Source organism: Novosphingobium silvae (assembly GCF_009856825.1).
GTDB classification, from domain to species: Bacteria; Pseudomonadota; Alphaproteobacteria; order Sphingomonadales; family Sphingomonadaceae; genus Novosphingobium; species Novosphingobium silvae.
Genome location: NZ_WVTD01000002.1, coordinates 287243 through 301808 on the forward strand (window position 1 = coordinate 287243; position 14566 = coordinate 301808).

15 protein-coding genes are annotated in these 14566 nt (G+C 65.8%); 8 read left to right on the forward strand and 7 right to left on the reverse strand.

Features of this window, described 5'->3' with window-relative positions:
* Positions 1-7: 7 nt before the first annotated feature.
* Genes GR702_RS04315 through GR702_RS04325 form a run of 3 tightly spaced genes read right to left on the reverse strand, consistent with a single transcriptional unit; the run spans position 8 to position 3084 of the window.
* Entirely contained in the window at positions 8-1255 is a 1248-nt protein-coding gene (locus tag GR702_RS04315) for an MBL fold metallo-hydrolase (protein ID WP_160984733.1), read from the reverse strand.
* Positions 1248-2270: a zinc-dependent alcohol dehydrogenase gene (locus GR702_RS04320; protein ID WP_160984734.1), complete on the reverse strand. Its 1023-nt coding sequence runs from the start codon at positions 2268-2270 to the stop codon at positions 1248-1250. Before GR702_RS04320 ends, GR702_RS04315 begins: the two co-directional genes overlap by 8 nt.
* Positions 2271-2295: 25 nt before the next feature.
* The gene (locus tag GR702_RS04325) at positions 2296-3084 is read right to left on the reverse strand and encodes an SDR family NAD(P)-dependent oxidoreductase (protein WP_160984735.1); all 789 of its coding nucleotides are present in this window, start codon (positions 3082-3084) and stop codon (positions 2296-2298) included.
* A gap of 173 nt (positions 3085-3257) precedes the next feature.
* On the opposite strand from GR702_RS04325, the gene GR702_RS04330 reads away from it, so the two are divergent.
* The 3 genes from GR702_RS04330 (at position 3258) to GR702_RS04340 (ending at position 5963) form a co-directional block, all read left to right on the forward strand.
* Positions 3258-4130 (forward strand): helix-turn-helix transcriptional regulator, encoded by an 873-nt coding sequence (locus GR702_RS04330; RefSeq protein WP_160984736.1) that lies wholly within the window; start codon positions 3258-3260, stop codon positions 4128-4130.
* 148 nt (positions 4131-4278) lie between these two features.
* The gene (locus GR702_RS04335) at positions 4279-5457 is read left to right on the forward strand and encodes a sulfotransferase family protein (protein ID WP_160984737.1); all 1179 of its coding nucleotides are present in this window, start codon (positions 4279-4281) and stop codon (positions 5455-5457) included.
* A gap of 29 nt (positions 5458-5486) precedes the next feature.
* Complete coding sequence (locus tag GR702_RS04340; RefSeq protein WP_160984738.1) at positions 5487-5963, forward strand: VOC family protein; 477 nt, start codon at positions 5487-5489, stop codon at positions 5961-5963.
* Position 5964: 1 nt separating this feature from the next.
* On the opposite strand, the gene cofH is transcribed toward GR702_RS04340, so the two are convergent.
* Genes cofH through cofE form a run of 3 tightly spaced genes read right to left on the reverse strand, consistent with a single transcriptional unit; the run spans position 5965 to position 10033 of the window.
* Entirely contained in the window at positions 5965-8286 is a 2322-nt protein-coding gene (gene cofH, locus GR702_RS04345; RefSeq protein WP_160984739.1) for a 5-amino-6-(D-ribitylamino)uracil--L-tyrosine 4-hydroxyphenyl transferase CofH, read from the reverse strand.
* Positions 8287-8288: 2 nt separating this feature from the next.
* Positions 8289-9242, reverse strand: coding sequence for a 2-phospho-L-lactate transferase (gene cofD, locus GR702_RS04350; protein WP_160984740.1), 954 nt, complete (start codon positions 9240-9242; stop codon positions 8289-8291).
* A complete protein-coding gene (gene cofE / locus GR702_RS04355) occupies positions 9239-10033 on the reverse strand; it encodes a coenzyme F420-0:L-glutamate ligase (protein ID WP_160984741.1) in 795 nt (264 codons plus the stop codon). Before cofE ends, cofD begins: the two co-directional genes overlap by 4 nt.
* A gap of 83 nt (positions 10034-10116) precedes the next feature.
* Here cofE and npdG point away from each other — a divergent pair, with 83 nt between their 5' ends.
* The 4 genes from npdG to GR702_RS04375 are packed head-to-tail and all read left to right on the forward strand — an operon-like array spanning position 10117 to position 13224.
* Complete coding sequence (npdG, locus tag GR702_RS04360) at positions 10117-10767, forward strand: NADPH-dependent F420 reductase (protein ID WP_160984742.1); 651 nt, start codon at positions 10117-10119, stop codon at positions 10765-10767.
* Positions 10764-11369 carry a 2-phospho-L-lactate guanylyltransferase gene (gene cofC, locus GR702_RS04365; RefSeq protein WP_160984743.1) on the forward strand — a complete coding sequence of 202 codons (606 nt, stop codon included), beginning with the start codon at positions 10764-10766 and terminating at the stop codon, positions 11367-11369. The genes npdG and cofC overlap by 4 nt, the downstream gene beginning before the upstream one ends.
* Positions 11370-11416: 47 nt before the next feature.
* A complete protein-coding gene (locus GR702_RS04370; RefSeq protein WP_160984744.1) occupies positions 11417-12274 on the forward strand; it encodes an SDR family NAD(P)-dependent oxidoreductase in 858 nt (285 codons plus the stop codon).
* Positions 12275-12303: 29 nt separating this feature from the next.
* Positions 12304-13224 carry an LLM class F420-dependent oxidoreductase gene (locus GR702_RS04375; protein WP_160984745.1) on the forward strand — a complete coding sequence of 307 codons (921 nt, stop codon included), beginning with the start codon at positions 12304-12306 and terminating at the stop codon, positions 13222-13224.
* Positions 13225-13280: 56 nt separating this feature from the next.
* Here the strand turns inward: GR702_RS04375 and thiE are convergent, their stop codons facing one another.
* On the reverse strand, positions 13281-13919 hold the full coding sequence (gene thiE / locus GR702_RS04380) for a thiamine phosphate synthase (RefSeq protein WP_160984746.1): 639 nt from the start codon (positions 13917-13919) through the stop codon (positions 13281-13283).
* 80 nt (positions 13920-13999) lie between these two features.
* Here thiE and GR702_RS04385 point away from each other — a divergent pair, with 80 nt between their 5' ends.
* Positions 14000-14530 carry a hypothetical protein gene (locus GR702_RS04385; protein WP_202408042.1) on the forward strand — a complete coding sequence of 177 codons (531 nt, stop codon included), beginning with the start codon at positions 14000-14002 and terminating at the stop codon, positions 14528-14530.
* The last annotated feature ends 36 nt before the right edge of the window (positions 14531-14566 follow it).

Genomic DNA, 14566 nt, shown 5'->3' on the forward strand with positions numbered 1-14566 from the left:
TGGGCCCTTATCCCTCCAACCTTGCCGCGATGGCAGCGATTTCGGAGCGAAGCCACATGGTCTCGCTGAGGTTGGCGCTTCCGCTGCGTTCCAGCAGGACTTCATGGGCAGCCTTGCGCACTTCCAGCGCCCTGCGATGACCAGAATCCGCGCCAAGCGCTATGTCGGTAAGGTGTATGGCCTGGAGCGGTTCGCCCGCCTCAAGGCGCGCCTGTGCGCGCTTGGCAAGCGTTCCAGCGCCGCCCGCGAGTTCGACCAGGTCGGTATCGACGCTTGATCGTGGCACGCCGTAAAGCGCGGTCGTGCCATCCTCGTAATGGAGCCAGCCTGCGTATTCGCGCCAGATGGACTTGACCGCCCAGCTGGCCTTCCCGTGGAACTCGCCGATCTGCAGACCCTCCGGCCAGGCGAACTCCCGCATCAGCGCGTGCACGTCCTTGCCCGCGTTCATGCCTTCCAGCGTGTAGTCCCGAACATGGCTGACGGCGGCATGCAGCCTGTCGAGGTCGGAACGGATGCGTTCCCGGCCAACGATGGCATCGCCGTGGCCCGTGATCACGATCTCCGCGCCGAGGTCACGCACCGTCTCGATCGACTTAAGGTAGTTGCGTACCAGCCTTGGCTTGTCTCCGCGAAGAGTGTTGAGAAACGGCATCGACAACCATACCGGACCCAGAACATTGCCGGTGAAGGCTATCCTCTCCTTCGGCATCCAGACAGTGAGATTGTCTACCGTCTCGCCCTCGGGCGTTGAAATCAGTTCGAAGGTCCTGTTCCCCACGTCGATACGAAGGCGTCGATCCACGATAATGTCGGGTGAGATCGGCGGCGGCGCCTTGGGGGCGGCGCCGCGCCTGAGAGTGGCGCCCCACAACTTGGCGCTGCGAGGGCCGAAGAAGGGCTGCAGGCGGTTCATGTCGGCCAGCGCCTCGTTGAAACCGGGTCCTCCGATCACCTGCGTTCCGTCCTCCAGGAACTGGGGCAATCCGCCGTAGTGGTCTGCATGGCTCTGGGTCAGGATGACGAAGGCCAGTGCCCCGGTGCGGTGCGGCGCCAGCAGGCGCTTTGTACGCTGGGCGTTGTCCATGAAGCCCGTGTTGACCATCACGTCGCCTTCGGTCGTGGTGACGAGATAGGCGTTGGAGATGTCGTTGGCCTGGAAGATGAAGTCGGTGACCGCGATCGCTTCGGCCTGCTCGTCTCCCGAACGCACCAGACCGGCCAGCGCGGGCCCTGCATCCTTCACGTCATTCATGGTGAGCGTCTCCGAAATTTATCATGACTTTGGCGGATTGCGGAGTTGCCGCGATTTCCAGGCCCTGCAGGACATCCTCGAACGGCAGGCGGTGGCTGATCATGGCAGCGATCCTGTCCTTCAACCGAGGCATCGCGGCGATCACCTCAGGCATCTCGGTGGGGTAGCCCATGGCGGTAGTGATCGTCATCTCGCTGGTGAGCATGCGTCCGGCCGGAAACTCCAGCGGCTTCATGTAGGCGGCGGTGATCACCAGCCGCGAATGGAACTTCGCCATTATGATGACTTGCGAGAGAATGTGCGGAGCGCCCGCCGCATCGATATAGGCGTCGGTTCCCACTCCCACCCGCCCATAGCTGGACACTTCGCCGTGGAGCCTTGCCAGTTCGGAGCGCAGGTCGGTTTTGGTGGGATCTAACGCCGCCTGCACGCCAATGGCGCGGGCTCGCTCGAGGCGCTCTTCCGAAAGGTCCAGTGCGACGACATCGGTAATGCCCCGGTCGTTCAGCCATAGCAGCATGCCAAGGCCGATCGGCCCGCAGCCGAACACGACGACCTTGTCGCCCGGCTTCACCTCGGCGCGGTTGACGCCGTGCATGGCCACCGCCAGCGGCTCGCACATGGCAGCGACTTCATAGTCAACTCCCTCGGGCACCGGGAGTATCGAGTATCCGAGCCGAGCCTCCCGCACCAGAAGCTCCTGAGTGAAGGCGCCCTCCGGACCGCCCGAACCGATGTTGCTGGGCGTCATCATCGGATTGACGATCACCGCATCTCCAACCGAGATCCCGCTCACCTGCGAGCCGACCTCGAGCACCTCGCCGGCGCCCTCGTGCCCGAGCGCGGTCTGGCCGCCGGGTTCGTACGGCATGCCGCCCACCTTGATGTAGCTAAGGTCGCTGCCGCAGATACCGACCGACTTCATGCGGATGACCACATCGCCCGGCCCCGCCGCCGGACGTTCGTACGGATCGAGGCGCACATCGCCCGCGCCGTGGATGTTGAGCCGTTTCATGTTCGCCCTTTCCAATCGCATCCGGTCACGGCCGCACCATGTACCCGCCGTCGATCGTGATCGTCTCGCCGGTCATGAAGCTGCTGGCATCCGAGCACAGGTACGCTCCGATGCCTTCGAAGTCCTCCGGATACCCGGTGCGTTTCATCGGGATGGTGGGAGCAAAGTGCTGCGCGACCGCCTCGGCGCGCGCGCCCTCGCCCATCATCGGGGTGATAATAAGCCCGGGCGCCACCACGTTGGCGCGAATGCCAAGCGGCGCGAGTTCGATGGCAAGGCAGCGGATCGCCGCCGCCACGGCCGCCTTCGAAGCCGCATATTCCATCTTCCCCGGCAATCCCTGGAACAGCGAGAGGGAGCCGCAGGCGACCAGACTGCCGCCTTTGGAGTCTCCTTTCTCCACCCGCTCCTTCATCAGCCGCGCGCCTTCGCGCAAGGTGAAGAAGGCCCCATGCAACGCGGTCTTCTGGAACTCGTACCAGTGCTCCGTGGGCATTTCGAAGGCTGAGTTGTAGCGCGGAGACGCGCCGGAGTTCGCGAAAACGCAGTCGACCCGGCCGAAGTCCGCCATCACCCTCCGGTATCCATCAAGGATGTTGTCTTCCTCCGAGACATCGACTTTGTAAGCGATCACGCGCCCTGCGCCGGAGGCCTCGAGCTGTGCCCTGGCGCGTGCGCTTTTCTCCGCGTCGCGAGCCCAGATCGCGAGATCGCCGCCCATCCGGGCCACGCCCGTGGCAAACCCGAGGCCGATGCCGCCGTTGCCCCCGGTCACCACCGTTACCTTGCCGGTGCAGTCGAAAAGGCCGCCCATCGTTCTCTCCATCCCATCGCTGGCCCGGCGCCTTTTCGCCCGGGCGTTCGTGGGCGCGATGTTCCTCGGGGGCGGCTTGCGGGGCAAGGACGCGAGACGTAGAAATCAGGACCTAAGATGGCGTCCCGGACATATTGCGAACGGCTTCCGGGAAGCGCTGCGGGAGAGGATCGATGACATACGGCATTGTCCACCGGCCAACGGCGAGCATAGACGCCGAACTGGCGACCGATGGTGTCCTCGCCCAGATCGTGCGCTACGACATCCCCGAGCCGACAGTTGGACGCCACTCAGTTTCACGAGGCTATCACGTCAACATGTGCCTTACGCCGAGGCCCCTGCAATCGCGCGGCGGATATCGGGAGCGATGGGGTCCGAACCGGCTGGAGAGGCTTGGCGACATCTTCGTCCTGCCTCCCAATGAAGTGTTGTTCATCAAGGGCGGCAGCGGCAGGCAGGCCGCGCTTGTCTGCACTATCGATGCCGAACTGGTGCACGATCTCGCGGGGCGGGAACTGGCCTGGAACGACCCTCATCTTGCCGCCACGCTGGATATCGGAAGCGCGCAGATGCGCGCGCTCCTGTTCCGCATTACGGCGGAAGTACGCCACCCCGGCGCGGCCGCACAGCGGATGCTGGGTTTTCTTGGCGGAGAACTGGCGATCGAGCTGGGCCGCCATTGCATCGAGGTCGCCGAGCAACCGGTCACCGGTGGGCTCTCGGGCTGGCGTCTGCGCCTGATCGACGAGCGCCTTGCCGACGACCTTCGCGCCCCCACGCTCGAAGAACTGGCGAGGCTGTGCTCGCTTTCCGTCCGCCAGCTGACACGCGGCTTCCGCGTGAGCCGTGGCTGTTCCATCGGCGACTACATCGAGCAGCGACGCATGGATGCCGCCAAGCGGCTGCTGGTGGAAGGAGAGAGCGTGAAGACGATCGCCTTCGCCATGGGTTTCGCCTCTCCTTCCAGCTTTACCTTCGCCTTCCGCCGTGCCGTGGGAGCGAGCCCGACCACTTTCCGCCAACGGCAGGCGCGAGTGCTCGCTTAACGCACCATTCCCGTCGCGCGGTCTTGACCCGAACTCGACACAAGGGCCCGATCTGGCATTCGACGCACGTTGCCAACGTCAGTCGGAAGCCGATTATGAGGGGCATACGGCCGCTTAAGCGGACCAATGGGAAGAGGATCATCACGCCATGGCCACCACCGCCGCCGAGCAACTCGTCGCCGACGCCCTTGTCGAACAGGCAATGAAGGGGACCGGCATCCATGCCTTCGACAACGACAGCTTTCGTGAAGGGCTCGATGTGTTCACCGCATCGTTCAACGAGGGCATCGACAAAGGCTGGATGAGCGAAGGCGGCATCGCTCGCGCGCGGAGCGACACGCTCCACTACCTGCGCGGCCGCCTCAGGGTTTCGCAGTATATCCGGGACAACCCCGAGGTGCTCGAACGGAGGATCGCGCGTCCCGTCTTCGTCATGGGGGTGCCGCGCACGGGCACTACACTGATGTCGAACCTGCTTGCCGCCGATCCCGCACGCCGTTCCCCCCTGACCTGGGAGATCGACGATCCGGTGCCGCCGGTCGCGTCGGACGACCTGCTGACCACCGATCCGAGGGCGGTGGCCAGGTTGACGCAGGAAAGAAAGGCGCTCGAAGCCAATCCCGAGATGGGCAAGTACTATCGCGGTTCGGCCGTCTATCCCAACGAATGCGTCTTCTTCATGGCGCATGATTTCAAGACGCTGATGATCGAATCGAAGGGCAAGCTGCCTGCGTACAAGGAGTTCATCTTCTCGTGCGACATGACCAGCGCCTATGAATACCACCGCAGGTTTCTGCAGATGCTGCAGCACCACACGAGCGGCATCTGGAACGTCAAGAAGCCCAGCCACGCGCTCTGGCTGGAGACGATCTTCAAGGTCTACCCGGATGCTCGGGTGATCTGGACGCATCGCGACCCCTTCACCGCGACAGGTTCGCTCTGTTCGATCATTTCGCTCAGCCATAAGGCCCACATGGGCCGGATCGATGCGGAATGGCTGAAGGAGAACTATCCCTGGCAAGCCGCCGAGCACGCCAACCGCATCATGGATTTCCGCGACAGGTTCGGCGAGGACAAGATCATCGATGTCCACTATGCCGACCTCGTGAGCGACCCTCTCGGGGCGACGAAAAAGGTCTATGCGCAGCTGGGCGACAAGTGGACCGCCGAGGCGGAAGCCGGAATCCAAAAGTGGGTGGCCGACAACCCGCAGGACAAGTTCGGGCGCCACGAGTACAAGCTTGCGCAGTACGGACTTGCCAAGGCCGAGATTGAACCCCTCTTCGAGCGCTATCTGTCACGCTACGACGTCGCGCGCGAAGGCTGAGCCGCAAGCGCTGGTAAGAGGGAAAAGACATGCTCGAAGGCCTGCACTACCAGAATGCCTACGTGTGCGACGACCTGGAAGCCGGCATCGACCTGTTCCGCGGACGTGGGCTCACGAAAGAGCCCACGATCATCCCGGTTGACCAGAGGGTGATCACACCTCATGGCCTCAGGCGGCAGAAGGGGCGCGTCTGCTTCATCTGGATAGGCGACCTGCAGTACGAACTGATCGAAAGCGAGATCGACGAGGTGGGTCTTTACGCCCACTGCCGGTCGAACGGCGGGCCGTTGCGCTTCCATCACATCTGTTTTCGCGTGCCGGACTGGGGCGCTTTGCGTCGCCGTGCGGGGGAGCAGGAGTTTCCCGTGGCGATGGAACGCGACCTTGCGGACGAAGCGGAAGACAGCCTCAGGTTCCTGTATCTCGATGCCCGCGCCGTGTTCGGGCACTACATCGAGTACACCTGGATGCCCGAGCCGATGTGGCAGCACATCCGCGCGATGTGACTCACGCCATTTCGGCGGCCGCGTCCTTGTAGAGCGTCGTTCTTTGCCGAAGTCTCCGTCCGGCGCCCTCCGCTGCGGCGCGCATTGCGGCGACGTCCGCCAACTGGCCGTGGGAAGCACCAGCCGCACGGCTGATGCTCTCGTCCATGAGGACGCCGCCAAGGTCGTTCGCGCCGGCTGCCAGCACCGCCGCGGCGCCATCCATGCCCAGCTTTACCCATGAAACCTGGATGGAGGAGATTGCGCCGTGCAGGGCCAGGCGGGCGATGGCATGCATCATCACCGTCTCGCGCCACGTGGGTCCCTTGCGGCTTTGTCCACGGCGATAGAACGGCGCTTCCATGTGGACCAGCGGCAACGGCACGAACTCCGTGATGCCGCCGGTATCGAGTTGCAGGTTGCGCAGCTCGTTGAGGTGCCGTGCCCAATGCCGGGGATTTTCCAGATGGCCGAACATGATCGTCGAGGTCGTTGGAAGTCCCACGCGGTGCGCCGAGCGGACAAGGTCGATCCATTCGCGCGTGGTCAGCTTGTCCGGGCAAATCTTTGCGCGGATGTCGTCGTGCAGGATCTCCGCCGCCGTGCCGGGCAGCGAGCCCAGGCCCGCGTCGCGCAGCATCGCGAGGTAATCCGCAGCGGTCATGCCTAGGGTCCGGGCGCCCTGGCTCACCTCCAGCGGGGAGAATGCATGGACGTGCAGGTCCGGGCAGGCATCCTTCACGGCGCGGACAATCGAGAGGTAGGTCTCGCCCGTGTAGCTCGGGTGGATCCCGCCCTGGAGACACACCTCGGTCGCTCCGCGCGAAACCGCTTCGCGCGCGCGCCGGGCGATCTCGGCAAGGTCGAGGTTATAGGCCCGGTCACGAAAGCCCGCCTTGCTGCTGCTTTTGGAGAAGGCGCAGAACGAGCACGCGTGCGTGCAGATGTTGGTGTAGTTGATGTTCCGGTTGACGACATAGGTCACGTCGTTGCCGCGCACTTGCGCTCGCAGCGTGTCGGCTGCCTCGATCACCGCCTCGGCCGCACGCCCGCGCGCTGCGAAGAGCGCGGTGACTTCGGCTTCATCAAGACCGTTGCCGTTCGCGGCGCGGTCCAGGATGCGGTTCAGCCGGCCCGTCACCGCTCCGTGATAGCGGCGGCCCAGCGGTATCCGGACGGTCCCCGGCGCTGGCTCGGCCATGCCGGGGCTCCACATGCTGTCCCGGCCGAGGCCGTCCGCGTCGGCCATCCGCAGCACGGCGGGACGCACGGCGGGATCGATCCACCCCTCGTTCCCGATGAAGCGCGGGTAGACCGTGAGGCGTTCGACCAGCGCCATGCCCGAAGCGGCGCAGGTCGCTTCCAGCCGCGCGATCCCGGGCCAGGGCGCTTCCGGATTGACGTGATCCTGCGTCACCGGGGAAATGCCGCCCCAGTCATCTATTCCCGCCTCGATCAGTTCGACAAGGCGCTCGTCGTTGAGGTTGGGCGGCGCCTGAACGGAAACCTCGGGCGGGAGCACGATGCGGGCAGCGGCGACGACGCGCAGGAAATCCGCCTCGCTCGCCTCTGGGGCCTCGAACATCCTGGTCCCGGGCTTCGCGCAGAAGTTTTGCACGATCACTTCCTGGATGTGTCCATGCGCCTCGTGCAGATCGCGCAGCGCGATGAGCGCGGCCATCCGCTCGCGCGCGGTCTCGCCGATGCCGACGAGGATTCCGCTGGTCGTCGGCACGCGCGCGCGTCCCGCCGCCGCCAGTGAGGCAAGGCGCACCTCTGGAGCCTTGTCGGGCGAGCCGTGGTGGCACATTCCCTTCTCGAGAAGCCGTTCGGAGGTCGATTCCAGCATCAGCCCGATGGAGGCGGCCACCGTGCGCAGCATCAGCCAGTCGTCCTCCTCCAGCACTCCGGCGTTGATGTGCGGCAGGAGCCCGGTCTCCCTGAGCACCCGCCCGGCACAATGCTGCACGTAGTCTATCGTGCGGGCAAAGCCCCGCTCCGCCAGCCACTCACGCGCGGCGGCGTAACGCCGTTCGGGCGCGTCGCCGAGAGTGAAGAGCGCTTCCTTGCACCCGGCCGCCACACCGGAACGGGCGATCGCGATCACTTCATCCTCGGACAGGAACGGCGCCTCGAGCCGCGATGGCGTAGTCGCGAAAGTGCAGTAGTGGCATACGTCGGCACATAGCCGTGTCAGGGGAATGAACACCTTGGGCGAGTAGGTCATGCGCGGCGACGCACAGGCCCCGGCCTTCTCGGCACGCTGCGCACGTGCCTGCGCCAGCAGATCGTCCAGCGGCGTGGAAAGGAGTCGGGTTATCAGCGCTTCGTCGTCGCGAGCCATGGTCATCCTGTTTCGATACGGGCTACGGACAGTGCTACGCGCGCAAGCCGCTCCCGAACCTCGGCATCGCACATGACTGTTCCCGTGACGGTGACGCAAAGCCCCCTGTCGCGCAAGGGGCCGGCATCCGCCGCATCGGCCTCGTCGATGACCAGATGATCGAGAAGATCGCCGTAATGATCCGCGATGGAGCCGTTGCCCACCGGTCGGCCCAGCTCGTGCAGGAGCTTGCCCAAGGGCCCCTTGAGCGAGGCGCCCCCCACCAGTGGAGACACCGCGACAAGCGGCACGCGCCGACCCGCCAGTGCCTCTCGCACGCCGGGAAGAGCCAGGATGGGATCGACGCTGAGGTACGGATTCGACGGACATATGACGATCGCGCCCAAGTCCTTTCGCGCGAGCGCCGCCTCAAACGCGAGAGACGGACGCGCCGTCGCTGCCCCGTCGAAACGGACTCCTGTCGCTATCGGGCGGCACTGCTCCGCAACGAAGTAGCGCTGGAAGTCCATCCAGCCTTCCGCGGTGCCGATCCGGGTACGCACCGGACCATCGCTCATGGGAACGATCGCGTGCACGATACCGAGCGACCGGGTCAGGCGCGCAGTCACCTCGCTCAGCGTGGCGCCTTCGCGCAATCGCCACGAGCGGGCGATGTGCATGCCCATGTCCCGGTCGCCAAGGTTGAACCAGTCATCCTCTCCCAACGCGCGCAGCATAGCCATGGCGTGCCAGCTTTCGTCCCGGATCCCCCATCCGCGCACGACGTCATTCAACCCGGTGAGCGCATAAGCGACCGAATCGATGTCCGGGCAGATGGTCAGGCCGAGATGCTCGAAATCGTCGCCGGTGTTGACGACGATGGTCAGGTCCTCGGGCGGCAGGACGGCGGCGAGGCCTGCGGCGAGCTTGGCGCCGCCGACGCCTCCGGAGAGCGCGAGTACGTGCCTGGCGCTCATCTGAACATGTCCTGTGACACCGGTCGCAAGCCGCTGGCCGCGCCCGGTCCATCCTCATTGATGGTCCACCGTCCGGCGCCTCGCACAAGGGCAACGGGCGTGCCTTCGTCGCCTTCGCCAAGGGCCAGCGTTCCCATCGCGGCAAGCGAATCCGCCACCGCAATCACTGTTGCCTGCAGGGTCCGGCCGAACAGGTCGACCGCCCAGCCCCGCCGATCCTCCAGCACCTCAATCCCCGCGCAGCCGATCGCGGTGCCCACCGTCCCGATCCGCCACGCGCGGCCCATGGAGTCCGTGAGGACCACGCCCACCCCGCCCCGTCCCTCTCCCCCGCAGAGGTCCTGCAGTTCCGTCCGAATCGCGCGCGCGGAGGCATCGGGGTCTTCGGGCCAGAGCAGCACCGTGCCGGCATCACCGCCCTCCACGTTGCTGGCGTCGATTCCGGCATTGGCAAGAACGTGTCCAGTTCGGTGACGGGCGATGATCGCAGCAGACTGCGCGCGGAGCACTTCGGCGCTTTCGTCCAGAATGGCCTGCGCCAGCCCAGGCTCGCGCCCCGTCGCGGCGGCGAGGCTCCTCGCCTCTTCGCTGACGGGCAGGGATCGCAGGTCAAGGGTTCGTCCCTCGGTCTTCGAGACGATCTTCTGTGCGATCACGAATATATCGCCGCCGCGTAAGGCGTCGCCTTCGGCCGCGAGCGCAGAGCAAATCGCTTGCGCTATCGACATACCGGGGGCGAACATGGGCAATCCTGCCAGCGGGCGCACGGTGAGTTCTGGAACAGCGGTCATCGATCCTCCCGGACGGCACTCTGGCGACCGCGCAACGCAAGGACAATCGGCAGGATCCAGAATCCGCGGGGGAGATAAAAGGCGTGGCAAGGATTGCAGTCATCGGTGGCACGGGCGCCCTCGGGAGGGGGCTGGCGCGCCGGCTCATCGGCGCAGGGCACGAAGTCACCATCGGATCCCGCTCGCCCGAGAAGGCCCGGGCCACGGCGACGGAGCTCGACGCGGCCGGTTCCGCTTCGGTTGCAGACGCGGCGGAAGGGAAGGACGTGGTGATCGTCGCGGTGCCGCATGCCTCGCAGCAAGAGACTCTGGCGCTGATCCGGGACCGCGTAGGGCACGCGGTGGTGGTCGATACCACCGTGCCGCTGGTGCCGCCCAAGGTCATGCGCGTCAAGCTTCCCGCCGAGGGCAGCGCCGCGCTCCAGGCGCGCGCGCATCTCGGGCCGGATGTCAGGCTCGTCACCGCTTTCCATAACGTCTCGGCCCATCACCTCGCTTCCGACCACGCGATCGACTGCGATGTGCTGGTGTTCTCCGACGACGTAGAAGCGCGGGGGATCGTGGCCGACCTTTGCCCCGGTATGGGCATCCGCGCGCTGTCCGGCGGCGCTCTCGCCAATTCGGCCGCCGCCGAAGCCCTCACCTCGATCCTCATCTACATGAACAGGACCTACAAGGCGGACGGCGCAGGTATCCGATTCACGAATCTGAGCGAGGCGCCCGGGATACCATGACCTTGGCTGCTGCCACATGGGTGCTGATCCCGGTCAAAGCTCGGGGAGCGGGCAAGACCCGGTTGGCGGCACTGCTTTCGGCGGCGGAGCGCGAGAGTCTGGTCGAGGCGATGTTGGAGCACGTGGTCGACGTGACGCAGGCGCAGGTCGCGCGCATCGTCATCATCGGACCGGAGCGCGGAGGCATCGCCGCTCACCTTGAGCGCTTCGAGGACCCGGGCGGTGGCCTCAACGCGGCGCTGGAACATGGCCGCCGCGGGATAGCGTCGCGCAGCGATGCACCCGAACGGCTGATCGTGCTTCCTGCGGACCTGCCGTGCCTTGTTCCGGACGATGTGGCCCGGCTGCGAGACCTTGCCGCCGGCGCTGTCGGGATAGCGCCCGACCGTCACGGGCATGGCACCAATGCCCTGTCCCTGCCTCTTCCGGCGGCGGCCCGGTTCCGCTTCCGCTTCGGGCCGGACAGTGCAGCGCTGCACCGCCTCGAGGCGGAAATCCTTCGGCTCAGCGTGGTGACGATCACCACTCCGGGCCTGGAGAAAGACATAGACGAGCATAGTGATCTGGCTGATGCTGCGCACATGTTCAGTCCTGCGAGTTGATCGCTGGCGACGGATGCCGAGAACGGCACCGCGCTAAGGAGAGGAAAATGCAGCCCGGCGACATCGATCTGACGGGAATGGTGGCCTTCGTCACGGGTGGCGGCGGAGGCATCGGCCGCGCCATTGCCCTCTGCATGGCAGACAGGGGCGCGGACATCGCCATTATCGAAGCGGTGCCCCAACGGTGCGAACAGGTCGGCGCGATGGTGGAGGAACGCGGCCGCCGTGCGCTGTGCATTCCCGGCGATGTGACGGACTTGGAAGCGCTGCAAGAGGCCATCGCCAGAGCGGCCGAGACCTTCGGACGCCTCGACATCCTCGTGAACAACGCCGGCGGGGTCAGCCGCCGCGGCTTCCTGGACCTTGCCGAGAAGAACTGGCGACGGCACATCGATCTCAACCTCGTCAGCAATCTCGCCGCGACGCAGGCTGCCGTGCCGTTGATGATGGCGGGCAGACGCGGCGGAGCGATCGTGAACGTCAGCAGCATTGAGGCAAGCCGCGCGGCGCCCGGTTACGCCGTCTATGCCGCATGCAAAGCGGGGATCAACAACCTGACCCGCACTTTCGCGCTCGAATTCGCCGAACATGGCATCCGGGTCAACACGATCGCGCCGGACTACACCGTGACGCCGGGCACGCGCGGCAACTTCACCGGCCCTGTGGACGAGAGCAAGTGGCCCACCCTGACCCCGGCGCAGGAGGATGCCGTTCGCAGACGCATCCCGGCGGGCCGCGCAGGCCGCGACGAGGAATGCGGCCGCGTGGCCGCGTTCCTCGCCTCCCCCAGCGCGAGCTACGTGACCGGTGCGATCATCCCAGTTGATGGCGGATCGTGGGCTTCGGGTGGCTGGGTGCGCGACCGCGCCGACGCCTGGATCCTGCCTCCCGAGATCGTCGAATAGGCCGCAAGAACACAGGAAACGGACGCGCGATGACTTTCACTCTCAGCACCAGCCTGCCTTTCGACCATATCGACAAGCCGGGCGAGTGGTGCACCATGCGGGCCCTTCACGAGATCGCAAGGGCGGTCGAGACTGCGGGCTTTCACGCCGGCACGGTCACCGACCACCCGGTTCCCTCCTCGCGCTGGCTCGACAACGGCGGGCACTATGCGCAGGACCCCTTCGTGATGCTTTCCATGCTGGGTGCGGCCACGACCACGCTTCGGCTGCAGACCAACATCCTGGTGCTTCCCTATCGCAACCCGTTCATCACCGCACGCGCTGTTTCGAGCCTCGATCACTTCACCGCTGGCCGCGTGATCCTGGGCGTGGGCGCCGGTTACATGAAGGGCGAATACAAGGCGCTCGGCGTCGATTTCGACCGCCGGAACGACATCATGGACGAGTACATGAAAGCGATGAAGCTGGCCTGGACGGGAGAGGACTTCACGTTCGAGGGCAACGGCTACACCGCGCCGGGCAACCGGGTACGGCCGACCCCTGCGCAGACACCCCATCCGCCACTGCTGGTGGGCGGCAACTCCAAGCGTGCGCTGCGACGGGCGGTGGAACTGGGCGATGCATGGCACCCCTTCTTCGTGCCCAAAGCGATGACCGACACCGCCCGTACCGCCAGTCTCGAGGGCGACGACGACATCGTGGCTGCGATCGCCTATATGGCCGAGCATTGCGAGAAGATAGGCCGCTCGTCCCCGCCGCAGGTCATCGCCTCCTCGACCTACTCTGTGAGAGTGGGCTGGAATCCGCAGGAAGCACTGGACCACTTCGCCCACTTGAAGTCGCTGGGCGTCGATGGTTCGGGCGCGACCATCCACGCCGCGACCCGCGTGGAATATCTGGAGCAGGCGCAGAGGTTCGGGGAGGAAGTCATCTCCAGGATCGACTTCTGAACGCCGCAGCATCCACCGCCATGCGCTGCGAACGCTCCGCCGTTTTCGAAAACCTCTCAGAACTCGGCGACGATCGCCTCGTGGAAGGCCTTCACGGCGGCTTCCTCGTTCCCGTTCCAGACGGCGCCGGACACGGCAAGGAAGTCCGCTCCCGCCCGCACCAAGGGCGCGCAGTTGTCGGGGCTGACACCGCCGATGGCGACGCACGGAATCTCGAAGATCGACTGCCACCATTCGAGCAGGTCGAGCCCTGCGACATGCTTGGTCTGCTTGGTCGCCGTCGGGAAGAATGCGCCGAAGGCCACATAGTCGGCGCCCTGCTCGCCGGCTTCCATGGCAAGGTGGCGGCTGTCATGGCAAGTCACGCCGATCTGCGCATCCCGGCCAAGCGCGTCGCGTGCTTCCTCGATCGTACCGTCATCCTGCCCCAGGTGCACGCCATCCGCACCGAGCCGCTTGGCCAGCCCGATCGAATCGTTAACGATGAAGGCGACTTCCCGGTCCGCACAGAGGCGCCGCAGCGGCTCCGCCAACCGCGCGGCCTCGTGCTGGTCCACGTCCTTTACCCGGAACTGGAACGCGGCCACCGGCCCTGCATCGAGCGCACGGGCCAGACGGTCGGCGAAAGTCCCTCCCACGTCCAGCGGCGAGATGAGGTAAAGCTGCGTGGGTTCGCGCGGAATATCTTCTTTCATGTCCGCCGCTCTACCTCCGCGCGGGCTCGAGGCCAAGCGTTCCGGAACCGTTCATGCGCGCACGTGTTGCATCGTGCGCCATGAGGACCCTCCCAGCATTCGCCGCTGCGACTGCCTGCGTGCTTGCGGGCTGCACCGTCATACCGCCGGCCGACCCGTCGCGAATGGCTGGAGGCCATGTCCGGGCTCGCCCTGTCGCGCCGGTCCATACCGCGCCCGCCCCCATGCCCTATGCGCCGCCCTATGCGCCCGTGCCCTCTCCCGAGCCGCTTCCTCGGGCCGCTCCGGACCAGGCCCCCTCGCTTACTTATGCCCGACTGGGTGAGAGCGTGACGGTGGACGGCCCGCGCGTCACGCCGCTGCAAGTGCTGGAAGACAGCCGCTGCCCGATGAATGCCCGCTGTGTCTGGGCCGGGCAGGTCAGGCTGAAGGTCCGGATAGACAGCGGCACGGGCGGCGTTGTGGAACTGACCACGGGCAAGCCGGCGATGGTCGCCGACGGCACGCTGGAGCTTGTGGAAGTCCGTCCCGAAAAGATGGCGGGTACCGGCAACGGAGCGGTGAGGCCGGCGGACTATCGCTTCGGCCTGCGGTTCATGGGCGGGTACTGAAGCCCGGCCTTCCGCCCTCGTTAGCAGGCGGAAAAG

Coding starts and splice junctions, on each gene's coding strand:
- GR702_RS04375 (WP_160984745.1), top strand. CDS start 12,304: ATGACTTTCACTCTCAGCACCAGCCTGCCTTTCGACCATATCGACAAG.
- thiE (WP_160984746.1), bottom strand. CDS start 13,919: ATGAAAGAAGATATTCCGCGCGAACCCACGCAGCTTTACCTCATCTCG.
- cofD (WP_160984740.1), bottom strand. CDS start 9,242: ATGAGCGCCAGGCACGTACTCGCGCTCTCCGGAGGCGTCGGCGGCGCC.
- cofH (WP_160984739.1), bottom strand. CDS start 8,286: ATGGCTCGCGACGACGAAGCGCTGATAACCCGACTCCTTTCCACGCCG.
- GR702_RS04325 (WP_160984735.1), bottom strand. CDS start 3,084: ATGGGCGGCCTTTTCGACTGCACCGGCAAGGTAACGGTGGTGACCGGG.
- GR702_RS04330 (WP_160984736.1), top strand. CDS start 3,258: ATGACATACGGCATTGTCCACCGGCCAACGGCGAGCATAGACGCCGAA.
- GR702_RS04320 (WP_160984734.1), bottom strand. CDS start 2,270: ATGAAACGGCTCAACATCCACGGCGCGGGCGATGTGCGCCTCGATCCG.
- GR702_RS04385 (WP_202408042.1), top strand. CDS start 14,000: ATGAGGACCCTCCCAGCATTCGCCGCTGCGACTGCCTGCGTGCTTGCG.
- cofE (WP_160984741.1), bottom strand. CDS start 10,033: ATGACCGCTGTTCCAGAACTCACCGTGCGCCCGCTGGCAGGATTGCCC.
- cofC (WP_160984743.1), top strand. CDS start 10,764: ATGACCTTGGCTGCTGCCACATGGGTGCTGATCCCGGTCAAAGCTCGG.
- GR702_RS04315 (WP_160984733.1), bottom strand. CDS start 1,255: ATGAATGACGTGAAGGATGCAGGGCCCGCGCTGGCCGGTCTGGTGCGT.
- GR702_RS04335 (WP_160984737.1), top strand. CDS start 4,279: ATGGCCACCACCGCCGCCGAGCAACTCGTCGCCGACGCCCTTGTCGAA.
- GR702_RS04340 (WP_160984738.1), top strand. CDS start 5,487: ATGCTCGAAGGCCTGCACTACCAGAATGCCTACGTGTGCGACGACCTG.
- GR702_RS04370 (WP_160984744.1), top strand. CDS start 11,417: ATGCAGCCCGGCGACATCGATCTGACGGGAATGGTGGCCTTCGTCACG.